The following is a 14,681-nucleotide window of genomic DNA, read 5'->3' as shown; positions in this document are numbered from 1 at the left end:
AATATCGAAAATAGATTGGAAAGACACAATAAAGGTCTTGTTGCATCCACAAAACATGGAGTACCATGGGATCTAATCATTACATTTAAAGTAGAGAATAGATCATTGGCATTGCTTTTGGAAAGAAAAATAAAAAAGCGAGGAGCAAAAAGATATTTAGAAGATAATCAGTTCGGGGTGTAGCGTAGCCCGGTTATCGCGCCACGTTTGGGACGTGGAGGCCGCAGGTTCGAATCCTGCCACCCCGACAAAAATGATGAATATCATAGAAAACTAAAACCTTGTAAATTTACGATTTATAAGGTTTTATGATTTTTTAGACTATCATTGAAATTGATCCGATAAACACGGATACTTAAAAGCGGGACACTATGCAAATACAAACTGGCCTTAACCCATGATTTTTGTTTTAATTACTGGAATGTAGTCTATCCTTGTTTTTTATGTAATGGAATTAACTTTTACTTAAAAACCTTACATATTCTTTTCTCATTTTATTAATGGTTTCCCTTATAACCTTAGTGTTCACAGAACTGTAACCCATAACTAGACCGTTTTTTTTACTTCCATCAATAAAGTATTTCGAATACGCGTGCGTTATAATTCCATTATCTGCAAAATGGTTTGAAATCTCAGTATCGTTTATTTTCGAATCTATTTTACCGATAAAGTGGAGTCCAGTATTTTTTGTGTTGATTGTAATTTCGTTTTCAAAATCATCATTAAAATGTTTTAAAAAGAATGCCTTACGTTCAAACGTGGCTTCGATCACTTTTCGTAAATGTTTGTTTAGGTAATCTTTTTCAATAAAGGTACTTAAGATATTCTGGGAAGCTGGTGGAACAAAACGGCTGGACTGTTTATATAGTCCAATTACTGTATCCAAAAGGTAATAAGGAACAATCATGTAGCCCATACGAATTGATGGGTGGAGCAATTTATTAAATGTTCCTAAATAGATAGTGCGCTGTTGCTTGTCTAAGCTGAAAATAGATGAAATTGGGTTTTCCCAATTGCTAAACTCGTGGTCGTAATCGTCTTCAATAACAAATGTGTTTTTTTTGCTGGCCCAGTTCAGTAGTTCAATGCGTCTGTTGAAACTCATTTTTATACCTGTAGGATACTGGTTTGAAGGTGTAGTGTAAACTAATTTTGGTTTTTGAGATTCCATATGTTTAAGGACAATACCTTCCTCATCAATATTTGTGCAATGAATAGTAGATTTAAGACTTTTGAATAGATTATAAGCCAAGGGATATGTGGGGTTTTCAATGACAACGTCATCGTTCTTGTCAATTAATGCATCTGCAATTAGCGATAAAGAATGTAAGGATCCGGTGGTAATAATGATTTGATCGGAATGGCATTCAATATTTCTGTACAGCTTTAAATAGTTTGAAATATTATCTCTTAAAACTTTTAATCCACCAGTTTCTGAATAAGAAAGTTGAGACGATTTTACGGTTCTCCAATAGTCATTTGTGATTTTTTTCCATTGATTAACAGGGAAAATATCCAAAGGGGGCAAACCAGGGCGGAATGCCACACCGGTATCTGACTTTGCGTTAATAATTTGTAGCCCTTTTTTGAAGGCCATCCCTCTTTTTGAGATTTTGGGATAGTTGCCTTTTTCAAATTGGACATTTAAATTGTACTGGATTTTTTTATTTTTTGACGTGCCAATATAGTATCCTGAGCCAACTTTAGAGGAGACATATTTTTCTAAAACCAATAAATCGTAGGCCTTTAAAACAGTACTTCGCGATATTTCTAAATCTCGAGCCAAAACTCTGGAAGGTGGTAGTTTAACACCATCTGGCAATGCTTTAGTTATGATGGCTTTTTTGAGAGAATCGTATAAATGAACATAAATATTTTTGTAATCATCCTTGTTTCCAAAACCATTATTATCCAAGATGCTTTTTATGTTGAAATGCATAATTGGTATGCTCTTTTGTTTAAAATTGGTATGTGCAATATAACCAATTTTTTAATTAATTTTATGATAACTAACTAAAACAAACTACAATAATATGGCAAGGTTGTCCTTTTTATTCCTGGGATTTCTTGTGTTTTTAGGTTGCTCTTCTGTAAAAACAGTCAGCTTTAAAACACCTATAGATACTCAGTCCAAACCCATAGAATATCAAATCAAAAAAACTTTTGAGCTAGAAGATTTGGGGATATATGCCAGTAATGAATTTGATGGAGCCAGACTAAATGGATTTGAAAAACTAAACGATAGTACTGCAAAAGCTATTATTGCTCCTGAAAATGAACCTATTAATCATAGTGCGTATTATGCATTTAAGGTATGGTCTGATACATCTAAACCGTTTTATATCAGATTTCAATATCCCGAGGAACATAAGCATCGCTATATCCCGAAACTATATAGAAATAATTCCTGGAGCATTCTTGATTCCACAAATGTTTATCGAAACGATAATACCGTAACCGTCAAAATAGAATTAAACAGCAAGCCCCTTACTATTTCGGCCCAAGAATTGAAAACTTATAATGATACAAAAGCTTGGGTAAACAATTTAATTTCGGGTAAGGATTATGTAACGCTAAAAAGCTATGGGACATCCATTTTAGGTAGGGATTTGCCCGTTTTAGATATTGGCATAGGTGATCCTAAAGGGAAAGATGTGGTGGTTTTATTAACGAGACAGCACCCACCGGAAGTTACGGGTTTTTATGCCTACCAATATTTTTTGGAAACCATTTTGGATGACTCCCAATTATCTAAGGATTTTCTTAGTCAATATCACGTTTTGGCATTTCCCATATTGAATCCCGATGGTGTGGATTTAGGCCATTGGCGACATAATGCAGGTGGTGTTGACACCAATCGAGACTGGTCGCAATACAATCAACCTGAGGTTAAGCAAACTGTTGAATTCATTACAAAATTTTTAAAGAAAAATAGGGCAAGGATCGTTTTGGGATTGGATTTTCATTCTACCTACAAGGACGTTTTCTATACCAACAATATTAGAAAAACGACTGCACTTCCAAACTTCATTGAAGATTGGTTTGTTGCTCTGGAAGAAAATATTCCAGACTACAAGGTAAATGAAGCTGCGGGCAATAGTACAAAACCAGTATCAAAAGGTTGGTTTTTATATGGACACAATGCCGTAGGCATAACTTACGAAATAGGAGATGCCACGCCCAAAGAAAGAATAAAAACTATTGGGAAGGTAACAGCCAAGGAAATGATGAAAATTTTAACTAAAGCAAATAATAATTAACTAAACTAAAAAGTATGAACAGAAAACTATGTGTTTCAATACTGGTGTTTATGATTTGTAGTGCATTTACATTCGCACAGCAAACTATAAATGGAACAGTAAAAGACAACAATGGCGTTCCCTTGCCGGGGGTTAATATTGTTGTCCAGGGAACTTCAACGGGGACGTCCACAGATTTTGACGGTAATTTCAGTTTAGAGGTAAACAAGGGAGCGGTTCTAGAAATAAGCTATTTGGGTTACCAAACACGACAAATTACAGTTGATAATCAAAGTGTAATTAATATAACCCTACAGGAAGACGCAGAGAGTCTTGCAGAGGTTGTTGTTACTGCGCAAGGGATTAGAAAATCTAAAAAGGCTTTGGGTTATGCCGTTACACAGGTAAAATCGGAAGAAGTGGAGAAACGTCCTGAGGCAGATTTGGCAAGAACACTACAAGGTAAAATTGCCGGGGTTAGCATTTCGCAAGCAGATGGGCAAACGGGTTCATCTTCGCCAATTAGGATTAGGGGTAATATTTCCTTAACACAATCCAACAACCCGTTAATTGTTGTTAACAATGTGCCTTTTAATGGACTTTTGCGCGATATTGATCCAAACGATATTCAAGACATGAGTATCCTTAAAGGGTTTAATGCCGCAGTACTCTATGGAAGCGAAGGTAGAAATGGTGTTATTTTAATACAGACCAAAAGTGGTAATGCTGCTATGGGCGAAAGTAAAACAACGGCTTCGTTTTCAACAACAGCATATACCAATACAGTTTCGCAATTACCAGAATATCAAAATTCCTTTGGACAAGGTCAGGCAGGAGCTTTTATACCAACATTTTTATCAGTGTGGGGACCATCGTTTGATGAGCTTGATGAAGTTGTTCACCCTTATGCCGCACTCGGTAATATTTTTCCAGAGTTTGATGGTGCTACCGTGCCTTATGAAGCAAAAAGGGGCAATGTTAAAAACATGTTCGAAACCGGTATCGGAACTATTTACGCCCTGAATGTTACCACCTCACAGGAAAAATTAGCTTACAGTATTTCAGCTGGTTATACAGATGAAAAAGGTATTCTCGCCAACAATGATTTAAAGCGTTTCAACATCGGAATAGGGGGCAATGCACAGGTAAGTGATAAATTAAACCTTTCAGCTACCTTAAACTATACCACCAGAAAGGTAAACAGGGTACAGTCTCAAGAAATTTTCAGACGTTCCTTTTACTTGCCTAGAAATATTGATTTAACTGAGCTACCATATCAAAACCCATTAACAGGAGAATCCGTGTATTATAGAAACGATACAAATCCACTTTGGGTGCTTAACAATGCCGGGATTGAGGATGATATAGTGAGGGTATTTGGTACGGTAAACGCCAATTATAAATTAAATGATGACTTTAACCTTACCTACAGGGTGGGTTACGATAGCGAACAACTGGACACCTTTGATTATTCAAATAAGGGAGGCTTCAATAATGATGAATTCAGAAATGGTTATTTAAATATTGATTACAGAAAGGAAGTAACCGTAGATCAAACAGTCATCTTAGGTTATAATAAGAATTTAACAGATGATATCAATCTGGAAGCCCAGGTAGGTGTCAATTCTAAGTTGACCAAAATTAAGAGATTGTCATCAGACTCTCAAGGACAAATCAATTATGGCTTTTTAAGACCAAGCAATTTTACGACTTCAGAATCTGGTTTTACTACCGAGGATGAAAATATTGCCGGTGTATTCGGGCAATTCCAGTTTGGCTATAAAAATTACTTATATGTTACTTTATCTGGAAGAAATGATTGGGGCAGTACGGTTGAAACAGAAAATCAATCCTTATTTTATCCAGGAGCTTCGGTTTCCTTTATTCCAACATCAGCGTTTGATTTTGGTGGAGATGTTATAAATTACTTAAAACTTAGAGGTGCTTATGCTACTTCCTCGGGTTATCCTGAAGCCTATAGAACAAGAAACACCCTTATTATTGATGCGATGCGTTTTGCGTCACCGGATGGAACGCTTCCAGTTACCAATAGATTCAGTAGGATTTTTGCCAATCCAGATTTAAAACCTGAACTGCACAAAGAATTTGAAATCGGTATTGAGGCCAAGTTGTTCAGAAATAGGGTGACTTTGGAAACATCGCTTTACAAGAGAATATCCGAAGACCAAATAGTAGCTTCTCCTTTATCCTTATCCACAGGGTTTGATGAGAAATTTATCAACCTTGGTAGAATTGATAATGAAGGTATTGAAATCGATTTAGGTATCGATATCATTAAAAATGAAAATTTTAGATGGAACTTCCGAAATATTTTTACAGCCGATGAATCCTTGGTTGTTGAAACTACCGAAACAGGAGCCAATATAAGACTTGATGCTGATGCCGACAGATGGGCCGTTGAAGGGCGTCCCATAAATGCAATCATTGGGGATTATGCACTTAGGGATGAAGAAGGAAATCTTTTGATTAGTGGCAATGGTTCCAGCACCCGTGTAGGAGAGGTAATTGTGAGCTCTGATGTTGGGATAGACCCAAAAGTAATTGGAGATCCAAACCCAGATTGGAGATGGACGGCCATTAACAGTTTTAGTTACAAAAACTTCACGTTTGGGGCTCAAATAGAGTATAGACATGGGGGCGATATTTCTTCAAGGTCTGTAGAAGATATGCTAGAGCGTGGCGTTACTCGGGATACTGAAAACAGAAATGGTTCTTTTGTGATTCCTGGTTTTTTGGCTGATGATGAATCAGGTGATATTCTTTTGGATCCTAACGGAAATAAAATACCAAATACCATCCAACTTAATGGATTGAGAACGGTATTCTCAAACTACTATAATGCGAATGATTTAAGTATGTGGGATGCTTCGGTATTCAGGATTCGAGAAATTTCGGTGGGTTATACCCTTGATAATAAAACAGGAAAGTTGCCTTTTGATAGAATCGACTTTAACTTGACAGGACGGAATTTATGGTACATAGCACCTAATTTCCCAGAACATGTGAATTATGATCCAGAAACCGATGGAGGTTTAGGTAGGAACAATGTACCTTCAACCAAACGTTTTGCTTTGGGTTTAACAGTAACATTCTAATTTAAAAGTGAGAACAATGAAAAAAACAATAAAATACATTAGTTTAGGCGTGGTCACTATTATGTTGCTTTTCGGTTGTGAGGTAACGAACTTCGACCTACTGGAAAATCCTAATTCTGTTACTCCAAATAGTGCAAACCCAGAATTTTTGCTTAATGAGATTCAATATTTGTTTCAGGAGTTAATGGAAGATATGATAGTAAATACGGATGATGTGATGCGTTATGAGGCCATGACAGATAGCTACGGCGATGTGGTGGACACAGACGTTTTAAATGCAGAATGGGAAAGATATTATGAAGCTTTACTGATTTCTAGAACTATAGATGACTTAGCGCAATCCGATTCCAATCTCTTATTTCATAATGCTATAAATAAATTATTGGTAGGCTACCTGACCGTTACTTTGGTAGATTACAACGGAAGTATTCCGTTTTCGGAAGCATCTAATCCAGAGCTTTTTCCTAGTCCAAAATTGGATAGTGGTATTGAATTATACCAAACCGTTTTAGCTGATATAGATCAAGCTATTTTGGATATAAACGCCGCCACTTTTGACGTGTCTTCAGATTTGTTTTATGGCAGCGATAAAGATAATTGGATAGCGTTTGCAAACTCTTTCAAATTAAGATTACTGGTGCAATCAAGATTGGCAAGTGGTGATTTAGGGGTTTCGAATGTTCAAGGTGAAATCAATGCACTACTTGGTTCAAATTTAATTGACAGTACCGAAGAAGACTTTCAATATCCCTATGCCGCGGTAATTGAGCCGGAAAGTAGACACCCATGGTACATTCGTGCCTATATCAACGGATTTTCCCAGTATATCAGCAATTATTTCATGTGGATGCTAAAAGATTCCAAATCTATAAGGGATCCGAGAATTCGCTATTATTTATACCGTCAATCTGATATTGATCCTTTTAGTGGCCCTCCATATTTGGCCTGCCAAGGTGATCCCGATGTGGATTTTTGCTATGTGGGCGACCAGTATTGGGGATTGGACCATGGTGAAGATAGAACAGGTAGAGGCGATAATTTATTCAGAACAGTTTACGGCATTTATCCAGCAGGGGGTGTTTTTGATGAAGATCAATTTATAAGCACACCTGATACCGCAAATTCTGGAGGCTCTGGAATATTGCCCATAATAACGGCATCATATATCAAGTTTTTATCAGCCGAATCCGCTTTAATCTTGGACACAAATGGAGACCCAGCTGTTTTATTGGAAGAAGCGATAAGGGCATCCATGGATAAAGTACTAAATTATGGTGATGTGAATTCAACGTTTGAACCAACCCAATCAGATGTGGATGATTACGTAAATGAAGTCATTACCAATTACAATGCCGCTTCATCGGATGAAGAACGATTGGACATCATTATTACTGAGTTTTATTTAGCTGGATTTGGGAACTCTATAGAAGCCTATAACGCTTATAGAAGAACTGGATATCCATCAAATATTCAAATTCCTGTCGGGGATGATAACCCTACGTTTCCCAGAAGTTTCCCTTATGCGGATGCCGAGGTGCAAACCAATGGTTCAATTTCCCAAAAACCTAACACCGACAAAGTGTTTTGGGACAAAAACCCGGATGGATTTATAAAATAATTTTAAAAAAATCAATTATGAAAAACATATATAAATATTTGCTTTGTTTTCTAGCGATTTTCGCCTGTGAAGATGACAAAAACCTGCTGGAAGATATTGCGGTTCGTGGAGGGTTTATTCAATTCAATGAAGTTCCTACTTTAGTTTTTAACATTCTAGAGTTAGATACCTCGACAATATCAGAACAATTGGTAGATCCAAATAATAATGCCACAAATTATGCCTTGGCACTATATTATGAAGATATGGTTATAAATGACTTTGTGGTTATAAACTCATTTCCGGCAGAACTCAATTTCACTATTAACGACATAGTTTCGGCTTTGGGAATAACCACAGCTGATATTGCTCAAAGCTCAAAATTTACGTTTGTTGCTACCGTAACAACGACAACTGGAGTGTTTTCTGGGCTTTCTCCAGATTTTGATGATAACAATGTAAATCAAGGAGGAGACTCAACGGTGCGTCTAAAATCCACAGGATTCCGTGACGCTATTGAATTTGATGTAACCTTTTTTACCCCGCCAGGAAGAACTATCAAAGGGACATCATTTGAGGAAGTCCCCGTAGGAGATGAAAACGCAACATATACACGCAATGGAGGTGCTAATGAAGCTGGGGATTTAGTTAATGGTGCTAATCCACCTTTCGTAGATTTTACTTCAACAGGTGGAGAAATTGGATTTAATTCTGAATTTGTCCCTGTTGATAATATAAGTACTTCTAGTTTAGGGTTTACATCAGAACGCATTGGCGTAACAGCCCCTTTAAGTGATGAAACAACAGATGATACTTTAGTGCCTTTCCCAGATGGCAACCAAGCTTTTCATATGGAAGACGCAGATGGAGCCATTAGAATTACTTTTGATACAGTAAATGTTCCCGCAGGTCAGGAAAACTCAGGAGTTTCTTTTCAATATTTTCTAAGAACAACAAGTTGGGAAACTTTAGACGGTATTAAGGCTTATGCAAATATTACAACCGATGCAGGAAGTGAAGTTATTCAAATACTTCACAAATTAGATGACGATGCTGAAGAGGTTGAAGGCGTTTGGAATACTGCTAATTCTGGGTTTCTCAAGGGTGTCAGATCTTATGAATTGGTCATTGAAATCCAATCCGGCCATGATACAGAGGACATTTATATTGATAATGTAATTGTATTCGAACCCGAAATTTAAACTTTTAACATTTAGTTTGTTTTAGTTGGGAGGTTGTTTTTTGATGTTTAAGCAGTTAAACAACCTCTTTTTTAAAAAATAGCAAATGAAACATATTATTCAAGTAGGTTTTGGTCCTTTAGGGATTAAGACGGCACAATATATTGCCAAAAAGGAAACGATAAAAACCGTTGCTGTGGTGGATCTAAACCCAGAAATGGCTGGCAAATCCTTGAACGAATTTTGTGCAACATTATCAGATGATGTTTATATTTCGCAAAGCGTTGATGGGGCTTTAAATCAACTTAATTTTAAACCAGACGTAGCTATTATTACAACGGTGTCGAGTTTAGAAAAATTAATTCCTCAAGTGGAAACTGTTGCCAAATACGGGATTCCGGTGATTTCAACCTGTGAAGAGCTATCTTACCCGTGGGACTTACAACCTGAACTCAGTAAAAAACTGGATGATATTTGTAAAGCTAACGATATTGCCTGTTTGGGCACAGGAGTGAATCCAGGTTTTTTAATGGATTATTTGCCTTCTGTAATGAGTTCAATTTGCAAGGACATAAAGCATATTAGTATTGAGCGTGTTCAGGATGCTACACCAAGACGAATTCCTTTTCAAAGAAAGATTGGGGCAGGATTGGATATGGAAGCCTTTAAAAAGAAGGAAGCTGAAGGTATGCTTCGCCATGTAGGACTTAAAGAATCGGTGTATTTACTGGCGAATAGTATAGGCTTAAAATTGGATAAAGTCACCGAGAGTTTAGATCCTGTAATTGCTGAGCAGGATGTAGCTTCTGAAGCGATAAAAGTAGCACAAGGGGAAGCGCGCGGTGTTGAGCAAGTTGCACATGGCTACGTTAATGGAAATTGCAAAATAAGAATGCATTTTAAGGCCGCGATAGGCGAGCCAAGGTCGTTCGATAGAATATCAGTTGAAGGAACGCCTAATTTTTCAACAGAAATTGATGGTGGGATTAACGGGGATATTGCCACATGTGCCATAACCATCAATTGCATCAATTCAATACTGAAGGCAAAACCGGGACTCCATACTATGGCAGATATTGGTGTGCCAGGATATATTAACTAAAAGAGCTTATTGTTTCAGTTATTTAAAACAAAACATGAAAAATTTAAGTTGTGTTCTCATTCTTGTGATTTTAGGATTTTCATGTGCTGAAAAGAAAAGCGCGAATACAGTTCATTTTGATAGCAATTTTGCTGGAGCAAGGCTGGATAGCGTTTCAAATAGTGGTAATGAAACATATGTAGCATACATTTCACCGGCTTTTGAGCCTGTAAATAAAAGTCCGTATTATGCCTTCTCCATTTCATCTGAAATTGAGAAAACCATTGAGGTTCAACTTAATTATGGAGCTTATAAACACCGTTACATTCCTAAGCTAAGTATGGATAAATCGTCTTGGAAAAAGATAGATGCCAAAAATATTAAGCTTGATACAATCAAAGGTACTGCCACTTTAAAGCTTGATGTGTCAAAGCAGAAATTATATGTTTCGGCTCAAGAAATTGAGACTTCAAAAGACACCTATGCTTGGGTTGATAGATTGGTTGCAAAACATTCCAATCTTAAAAAAGTGGTAGGCGGTAAAACGGCAAACGGCAATAACAATTATTGCATGGAACTTGAAAACTCGAAAATTAAAAGAGCGGTTGTACTCATTGCCAGACAACATCCTCCAGAAACACCGGGTGGCACGATTGGCTTTAAGGCTTTTTACGAAGCGTTATTATCAAATTCAGATGATGCCGAGGCCTTTCGGAATAATTTTAATCTTTATGCATTCCCTTTGCTAAATCCAGATGGTGCAGATATGGGACATTGGAGGCATAACGCCAATGGCAAAGATTTGAATCGTGATTGGATTGAATTCACACAACCCGAAACAAAAATGGTAAAAACCTATTTGGAAAAAAAGGTACTTGAAGGACAAAGCATTGCATTTGGTATTGATTTTCACACCTCGTATTCGGGGCCATATTTGTTGATTTTGGATTCGATTAACGAATCAAAAACAAAAGGCATTATTCCGAAATGGGTTGAAAACATTGAAAAGCATTCCGATTTTGAAGTAGAAACAAGACGGCGAAGTCAGGAACTGCCCTATTGCTATAATTATATTTATAACCAATTTGGAGCAGAAGCTGTAACTTATGAAGAGGGTGATGAGATACATCGAACACTTGTTAAAAAAAGAGCCCGAGTATATGCCAATCAACTCATGAAAACTTTATTAAAAAACAATGAAACCCATGCGTTACAAAACTAATATCATTTATTACTTCATGATAATACTGGCTTTTTCGTGCGCAAAAGATAAAACCGATGCCGACATCCTCATTATAAACGGAACGGTTTACAATGGCGTGGATACAAAACCAAGTAATAATGCCATAGCCATAAAGGATGATAAAATCGTTTTTGTTGGAAATCCTTCAGAGGTAAATATTAAAGCACACAAAACAATTGATGCCATGGGGTTAATCGTATCCCCGGGGTTTATAGACCCACATACACATGCCGACAGGGAATTAAAAGATTCCGCAACATCCCATAATAAACCTTTTTTATTACAAGGGATAACTACCGTTGTTGTGGGTAATGATGGCGATAGTTTTTATCCAACGGAAAAATATCAAAAGCTATATTCTGAACAAGGTATAGGCACAAACGCTGTGCAACTTATTGGTCATCATGAGATTTTGGAGGCGGTTATTGGGAAAAGTGATGTGAAGCCAACTCCAGAAGAAATGGTAAAAATGCAAGAATTGGTGCAAAAGGAAATGGATGCCGGAGCCTTTGGGATGTCAACTGGATTATACTATGCTCCGGGAAGTTATACCAGTACAAACGAGGTCATTACCTTGGCAAAAATTGTTGCCGAAAACGACGGTATTTACGATACGCATTTAAGGGATGAAAGTTCAAACACCATAGGTTTGATAGCGTCGGTTCAAGAAGCCATAGAAATTGGCAGAAAGGCTAAATTGCCGATACATATCTCACATATAAAATGTTTGGGCGTAGATGTTTGGCATCAAAGTGATTCTGTTATAAAAATTATTGAAAACGCCAGAAACGAAGGTATTGAAGTCACCGCAAATCAATACCCTTACGATGCCTCGGGCACAAGCTTAAATGCGGCCGTATCGCCACGGTGGGCAGAAAGTGGAGGTAAGGATTCGTTGCTGTATCGTGCTTCCCATCCAAAGTTCAGGGACAGAGTTTTTAAGGAAACAAAAATCAATATTGCTCGTCGCGGAGGCCCTAAAAAACTACTGATAGTTAAATGTACGGACAGTACGTTTCTTGGGAAAACACTTCAGCAAATTGCGAAGTTATTGGATATGCCTGCGGAAGAAGCGGTTTACCCCATTCTTAAAACGGGTTACGTTCGTGTGGCTTCTTTCAATATGAATCCTTATGACATCCACAATTTCATGAAACAGGATTGGGTTGTTACGGGTTCGGACGGCAACACCGGGCATCCACGAAAATATGGTACGTTTCCTCGGAAATATCATAAGTACGTTAAACAGGATAGTATTATAGATATGGCAACCTTTATTAATGGTAGCACCTCAAAAACTGCTGAAATATTCAAAATTCCTAAGCGTGGAAAATTACAGAAAGGGTATTATGCCGACGTTATCATTTTTAACCCAAAAACGTTTAAGGATAAAGCAGATTACAAGGATGCTTTTCAATACGCCGAGGGGTTGGAATACAGCATTATCAACGGAAAGCTATCTGTTGAAAAGGGAACATACACCGGTGCATTAAACGGAAGAGTACTTAAAAAGAATTGATTATGAGTAAGCTAAAACTATCATTTCTATTGCTGGCGTTTTTGGTCTTTGGATGCAAAAATCAAAAACAACAAGATATTGCTCAAACCCTAGAAAACAAGGATATTGTTTCTTCAATAATTGAAGATAAAAATAGTTTTTATCACATTGATTTTGAAAACTATCCGAAGCAAAGAGCCAATCTACCTGTTGGTGTTTTCGATTCCGGAACGGGAGGGTTGACGGTTTTAAAGGCTATCGTCAATTACGATGAAAATAGTAATGAAACCCATCAAAATGGAAAGGATGGAAAAGAAGATTTTTTGAAAGAGTCCTTCATCTATTTGGGCGACCAAGCCAATATGCCTTACGGGAATTATTCCAAAGAAAACAAAGTGGATTTGTTGAACGAACACATCATCAAGGACGCCCAGTTTTTAATGAGTAATAAATACTATTCGGATGCCTCGGATGCTTCATTCAATAGCGACAAACAACCCGTAAAGGCTCTGGTGATAGCCTGTAATACTGCTACGGCCTACGGAAAAGAATACATAGAAGAATTTCTAAAAAAGGCAAATTCAAACCTAAAAGTAATAGGGGTAATTGATGCTGGCGTTCGAGGGACTTTGGCGAGCTTGGAAAAGGACGAAGATGCTATTATTGGTGTTTTGGCCACAGCCGGAACAGTAGCTTCAAAAGGATATCAGAACACAATTTTAAAGATGAAAGATGAGTTAGGTTATACCGGAAATATCGAGGTGTTTTCGCAAGGAGGTGTTGGTATAGCCGAAGCGGTTGATGAAGACCCAGACTATTTTGATAAAAATCTAAAGAAGCCTCGACAGGATTACAAAGGACCAAGTTTGGATGGAGATATTAAAATTGACCGGACTCTTTTCGATATTTATAATTTTGATTTCGATAATAGTAAGATGCTATGTGATACTGAAAAAGATGATGACTGCTCCGTCCTTCAAATAAATGATGCCAAGAATTATGTACGTTATCATTTAGTGACTTTGATGGAGCAAATCCGTCTTTCTAAAACTAGTAATAAATTGAAATCCATCATTTTAGGCTGTACGCATTACCCTTATATGACTGACGAAATTCATGATATTTTAAACGAACTTTACAATTATAACGGTAAAGATGGTGATTTTATGTACCGAGATGTTATGGCAGAAAACATTAAGCTGATTGACCCTGCGGTGGATACCGCCAAAGAACTGCACGATTATTTAAAAACGGAATCGCTATTCAATCCCAATGGAAATATCAAGGACAGCGAATTTTACATAAGTGTTCCAAATAAAGAAAACCCAAATAATAAAATTGATGCCCAAGGCCGTTTTCCGTATGATTATAAATATGGTAGAAATGCACACAACATTCAAGAATATGTGAAGGTTGTGCCTTTTAGCAGGGACAATATTTCCTATGATATCTTAACCCGTTTTCAAAAACAGATTCCGTATGTATATCAATTAATGCAGAATTTTAATCAGAATAACGAAAAGACAAAACATTTAAAAAACAAAATATAGTGAAGTTTACTTTCAGAGATAGTTATAAACATGTTTTTTATGCCATTCTATTTTTGTAACTATTCAGCCTATCATAAAAAACTCATGGTTATTAACAAATTGAGTTTTGTTTTTTAGAAAAACAGCTGTGTTGTTAACATTTGTTGGTTATTCACTAACAACTATGTGCTTGGTTT

10 protein-coding genes and 1 tRNA gene are annotated in these 14,681 nt (G+C 36.9%); 10 read left to right on the top strand and 1 reads right to left on the bottom strand.

Annotated elements, in window-relative coordinates; all coding sequences use genetic code 11:
• Positions 1 to 183, top strand: a 183-nt coding sequence (locus tag ABXQ82_RS15305) for a GIY-YIG nuclease family protein (protein ID WP_367061637.1), incomplete at its 5' end; no start/stop codon positions are given.
• Positions 174 to 248: transfer RNA gene (locus ABXQ82_RS15300), tRNA-Pro, on the top strand. The genes ABXQ82_RS15305 and ABXQ82_RS15300, both read left to right, overlap by 10 nt.
• A gap of 206 nt (positions 249 to 454) precedes the next feature.
• Here ABXQ82_RS15300 and ABXQ82_RS15295 read toward each other — a convergent pair.
• Positions 455 to 1,939 carry a PLP-dependent aminotransferase family protein gene (locus ABXQ82_RS15295; protein ID WP_367061634.1) on the bottom strand — a complete coding sequence of 495 codons (1,485 nt, stop codon included), beginning with the start codon at positions 1,937 to 1,939 and terminating at the stop codon, positions 455 to 457.
• Positions 1,940 to 2,033: 94 nt separating this feature from the next.
• Between ABXQ82_RS15295 and ABXQ82_RS15290 the strand changes: the two genes are divergently transcribed.
• The 8 genes from ABXQ82_RS15290 to ABXQ82_RS15255 all read left to right on the top strand — a co-directional run bounded on the left by ABXQ82_RS15290 (position 2,034) and on the right by ABXQ82_RS15255 (position 14,505).
• A complete protein-coding gene (locus ABXQ82_RS15290) occupies positions 2,034 to 3,260 on the top strand; it encodes a M14 family metallopeptidase (protein WP_367061632.1) in 1,227 nt (408 codons plus the stop codon).
• 14 nt (positions 3,261 to 3,274) lie between these two features.
• Positions 3,275 to 6,355 carry a SusC/RagA family TonB-linked outer membrane protein gene (locus ABXQ82_RS15285; protein ID WP_367061629.1) on the top strand — a complete coding sequence of 1,027 codons (3,081 nt, stop codon included), beginning with the start codon at positions 3,275 to 3,277 and terminating at the stop codon, positions 6,353 to 6,355.
• Positions 6,356 to 6,371: 16 nt separating this feature from the next.
• Positions 6,372 to 7,973 carry a SusD/RagB family nutrient-binding outer membrane lipoprotein gene (locus tag ABXQ82_RS15280; RefSeq protein WP_367061627.1) on the top strand — a complete coding sequence of 534 codons (1,602 nt, stop codon included), beginning with the start codon at positions 6,372 to 6,374 and terminating at the stop codon, positions 7,971 to 7,973.
• A gap of 17 nt (positions 7,974 to 7,990) precedes the next feature.
• Positions 7,991 to 9,154: a hypothetical protein gene (locus ABXQ82_RS15275; protein ID WP_367061625.1), complete on the top strand. Its 1,164-nt coding sequence runs from the start codon at positions 7,991 to 7,993 to the stop codon at positions 9,152 to 9,154.
• Between the two features lie 85 nt (positions 9,155 to 9,239).
• Entirely contained in the window at positions 9,240 to 10,235 is a 996-nt protein-coding gene (locus tag ABXQ82_RS15270) for a hypothetical protein (RefSeq protein WP_367061622.1), read from the top strand.
• A gap of 34 nt (positions 10,236 to 10,269) precedes the next feature.
• Entirely contained in the window at positions 10,270 to 11,436 is a 1,167-nt protein-coding gene (locus tag ABXQ82_RS15265) for a M14 family metallopeptidase (RefSeq protein ID WP_367061619.1), read from the top strand.
• Entirely contained in the window at positions 11,420 to 12,976 is a 1,557-nt protein-coding gene (locus tag ABXQ82_RS15260; RefSeq protein WP_367061616.1) for an amidohydrolase family protein, read from the top strand. The genes ABXQ82_RS15265 and ABXQ82_RS15260 overlap by 17 nt, the downstream gene beginning before the upstream one ends.
• A gap of 2 nt (positions 12,977 to 12,978) precedes the next feature.
• Positions 12,979 to 14,505, top strand: a complete 1,527-nt coding sequence (locus ABXQ82_RS15255) for a hypothetical protein (RefSeq protein ID WP_367061613.1) — start codon at positions 12,979 to 12,981, stop codon at positions 14,503 to 14,505.
• Positions 14,506 to 14,681 lie beyond the last annotated feature (176 nt).

This window comes from Algibacter sp. 2305UL17-15, assembly GCF_040720935.1.
Lineage (GTDB): Bacteria > Bacteroidota > Bacteroidia > Flavobacteriales > Flavobacteriaceae > Jejuia.
This window is presented reverse-complemented; position numbering and strand designations above follow the sequence as displayed.

Coding starts and splice junctions, on each gene's coding strand:
- ABXQ82_RS15290 (WP_367061632.1), top strand. CDS start 2,034: ATGGCAAGGTTGTCCTTTTTATTCCTGGGATTTCTTGTGTTTTTAGGT.
- ABXQ82_RS15260 (WP_367061616.1), top strand. CDS start 11,420: ATGCGTTACAAAACTAATATCATTTATTACTTCATGATAATACTGGCT.
- ABXQ82_RS15270 (WP_367061622.1), top strand. CDS start 9,240: ATGAAACATATTATTCAAGTAGGTTTTGGTCCTTTAGGGATTAAGACG.
- ABXQ82_RS15265 (WP_367061619.1), top strand. CDS start 10,270: ATGAAAAATTTAAGTTGTGTTCTCATTCTTGTGATTTTAGGATTTTCA.
- ABXQ82_RS15255 (WP_367061613.1), top strand. CDS start 12,979: ATGAGTAAGCTAAAACTATCATTTCTATTGCTGGCGTTTTTGGTCTTT.
- ABXQ82_RS15275 (WP_367061625.1), top strand. CDS start 7,991: ATGAAAAACATATATAAATATTTGCTTTGTTTTCTAGCGATTTTCGCC.
- ABXQ82_RS15285 (WP_367061629.1), top strand. CDS start 3,275: ATGAACAGAAAACTATGTGTTTCAATACTGGTGTTTATGATTTGTAGT.
- ABXQ82_RS15295 (WP_367061634.1), bottom strand. CDS start 1,939: ATGCATTTCAACATAAAAAGCATCTTGGATAATAATGGTTTTGGAAAC.
- ABXQ82_RS15280 (WP_367061627.1), top strand. CDS start 6,372: ATGAAAAAAACAATAAAATACATTAGTTTAGGCGTGGTCACTATTATG.